We start from the raw sequence: 2,417 nt of genomic DNA on the forward strand, positions 1-2,417 counted from the left end.
GGCGGCCGGGTCCCAGGCCGGCGCGTGCAGCGGGCCCGCGGTGCGGGCCAGGTCCAGCACGGCGTCCAGGTCCACGGTGGCCGCGACGAGGTCGGCGAGGGCGGCCACGATCGCCAGGGACTCCGGTGCCCGCTCGGCGACCGGCACCAGCCCGAGGTGGCGCGCCGGGGCGGCGACCTCGGCGGCGCGGGCGACCGCGCCGAGCACCGGCACGCCCACCTCGGCGAGCCCGTCGCGCAGCAGCGACTCGTGCCGGGGCGAGCCGACCCGGTTGAGGATCACCCCGCCGATCCGCACGTCGGGGTCGAACGCGGCCATGCCCAGGGCGAGCGCGGCGGCGGAGCGGCCCTGCGCGGTGGTGTCCAGCACCAGCAGCACCGGGGCGTCGACCAGCCGGGCGACGTGCGCGGTGGAGGCGTACCCGCGGCGGCCGACCGCGCCGTCGTGCAACCCCATCACGCCCTCGACGACGGCGATGTCGGCGGGCGTCGGGGTGCCGGCGCCGTGGCGCAGCAGCGGCGCGATCCGCTCCTCGCCGACCAGCCACGGGTCGAGGTTGCGGCCGGGACGGCCGGCGGCGAGCGCGTGGTAGCCGGGGTCGATGTAGTCGGGGCCGACCTTGTGCGGGCTGACCACCAGGCCGCGGCGGCGCAGCGCGGCGAGCAGCCCGGTGGCGATGGTGGTCTTGCCGTGCCCGCTGGCGGGCGCGGCGACCACCACGCGCGGCAGCGCCCACGCGCCGCCGTGGTCGCCGGTCGCGTCGGCGGCCGGGGTGTCGCTGGTCACCACTCGATGCCCTTCTGGCCCTTCTGGCCGGCGTCCATCGGGTGCTTGACCTTGGTCAGCTCGGCGACCAGGTCGGCGGCCTCCACCAGACGGGGGTCGGCGTCGCGGCCGGTGATCACGACGTGCTGGAAGCCGGGGCGGTTCGCCAGGGTGTCGACCACCTCGTCCACGTCCACCCAGCCCCACTTCATCGGGTAGGTGAACTCGTCGAGCACGTAGAGGCCGTACCGCTGGGCGGCGAGGTCGCGCTGGATCTGCCGCCAGCCCTCCAGGGCGTCGGCGGCGTGGTCGGCCTCGCCGCCGCGCTGGATCCAGGACCAGCCCTCGCCCATCTTGTGCCACGCGACCGGGGCGCCCTGCCCGGTGCGCTCGTGCACCTCGCCGAGGGCGCGGAAGGCGTTCTCCTCCCCCACCCGCCACTTGGCGCTCTTGACGAACTGGAACACCCCGACCGGCAGTCCGGCCGTCCAGGCGCGCAGGGCCAGCCCGAACGCGGCGGTCGACTTCCCCTTCATCTGTCCGGTGTGGACGATCAGCAGCGGCCGGTGGCGCCGCTGCCGGGTGGTCAGCCCGTCGGCGGGCACGTGGGACGGCTTCCCCTGCGGCATCAGGCGGCGCTCCTTGTCGGTCGGGCCCCCGCGCCGGCACCGTTCGCGCCCGCGCCGTCGGCGGCCTCGTCCGGGGCGCCGGGGCGGGAGGTGCGAGATCGCGGGGCGGGGTGGGTGGCGAGGGTGGTCAGGGGGGCGGTCGCCACCTCGTCGAGCCGGTGGTGGGTGGCGTCCAGTTGGGCGGCGAGGCGGCGGGCCAGGCCCAGGCGGACCGGGCCGGTCTCGCAGTCGACGACGACGCAGGGTGCGCCGGTGGCCGCGAGGACGCCCGCCGCGCGGGCCGCCCGGTCGAGCGGGCGCTCGCCGGCGGTGGCCCGGCCGTCGGTGACCACCAGCACCAGGGGTCGGCGGCGGGGATCGCGCAGCCGCTCCACCCGCAGCAGGTCGGCGGCGGCGAGCAGCCCCTCGGCCAGCGGGGTGCGCCCGCCGGTGGGCAGCTCGGCCAGCCGCGTGGAGGCGGCCAGCACCGACGAGGTGGCCGGCAGCAGCAGCTGCGCGGCGGCGCCCCGGAAGGCGACCACCGCGACCTTGTCCCGGCGCTGGTAGGCGTCGGTGAGCAGGGCGAGCACGGCCCCCTTGACGGCGGCCATCCGCGCCCGGGCGCCCATCGAGCCGCTGGCGTCGACGACGAAGAGCACCAGGTTGCCCTCGCGTCCCTCGCGGACCGCCTCCCGGACGTCGTCCGGGCGCAGCCGCAGCGGCCCGCCGACCCGGCCGCGGGTGGCCTGGTGCGGGGCGGCGGCCCGGACGGTCGCCGGCAGGTGCAGCACGCCGGCCCGGCCGGTCGGCACCCGCGCCCCGGTGGTCCGGCCGCGCCCGGTCCGGGCCCGGGAGCGGCGGCCGGGCACCCCGTCGCCGATCCCGGGCGCGGTGAGCAGCCGGGCCTTCAGGCCTTGTCGGGGTACGGCCACGGCCGGCCCGCCGCCGGGCCGGTCGGCGTGCTCGTCAACAACGCCGGCACCGGGGCCTCCACCCCGTTCGTCGAGACCGGCTGGGAGCAGTGGCGTGAGGTGCTCTCCGTCG

General features: G+C 78.4%; 2 protein-coding genes and 1 pseudogene. All 3 read right to left on the reverse strand.

What is annotated here, in order from left to right; genetic code table 11:
• The coding region (locus AB0G13_RS34520) for a cobyrinate a,c-diamide synthase (RefSeq protein ID WP_357883849.1) at positions 1 to 729 on the reverse strand (729 nt) is incomplete at its 3' end.
• A gap of 53 nt (positions 730 to 782) precedes the next feature.
• Positions 783 to 1,394 carry a cob(I)yrinic acid a,c-diamide adenosyltransferase gene (gene cobO / locus AB0G13_RS34525; protein ID WP_357883846.1) on the reverse strand — a complete coding sequence of 204 codons (612 nt, stop codon included), beginning with the start codon at positions 1,392 to 1,394 and terminating at the stop codon, positions 783 to 785.
• 113 nt (positions 1,395 to 1,507) lie between these two features.
• Positions 1,508 to 2,305 (reverse strand): annotated as a pseudogene (locus AB0G13_RS34530) (VWA domain-containing protein); the annotation flags it as partial.
• Positions 2,306 to 2,417: the final 112 nt, after the last annotated feature.

This window comes from Micromonospora sp. NPDC023633 (assembly GCF_040640035.1).
Classification (GTDB): domain Bacteria; phylum Actinomycetota; class Actinomycetes; order Mycobacteriales; family Micromonosporaceae; genus Micromonospora.

Excerpts from the sequence above, each read along its gene's own strand:
- cobO (WP_357883846.1), bottom strand. The coding sequence starts at position 1,394 with ATGCCGCAGGGGAAGCCGTCCCACGTGCCCGCCGACGGGCTGACCACC.